At 72.4% G+C, this 312-nt stretch carries 1 protein-coding gene; it reads right to left on the bottom strand.

Translation table 11 applies throughout. The annotated features are described in order from the left end of the window. Positions 1 to 312: condensation domain-containing protein (locus GT045_RS01075; protein ID WP_161332993.1), on the bottom strand; the 312-nt coding region annotated here is incomplete at both ends.

Raw genomic sequence — 312 nt, 5'->3', positions numbered from 1 at the left:
GGCCAGCGGGCCCAGTGACCACCCGTCACCCGCGATGTGATGCACGACCAGCAGCAGCACGTACTCCCGGCCCGACAACTCGAACAGGGACGCCCGCAGCGGAGGTTCACTCGCCAGGTCGAAGGGGTGCCGTGCGGCCGACGTCAGCACGTCCTGCAGCTTGTCCTCGGTCGTCGGGGTGACGGTCAGCCGCGGTACGGCGGCCTCCGGGGCCAGCACCTGCTGGCACGGCACGCCCTCGGCCTCCGGGAACACCGTCCGCAGACTCTCGTGCCGTGCGACGACGTCCCCGAGGGCGGACCGGAGCGCGTC

This window comes from Streptomyces sp. SID486 (assembly GCF_009865385.1).
In the GTDB taxonomy this organism is placed as follows: Bacteria; Actinomycetota; Actinomycetes; order Streptomycetales; family Streptomycetaceae; genus Streptomyces.
Note: the sequence above shows the minus strand (reverse complement) of the source record. Positions and strands in the feature narration are given on the sequence as shown.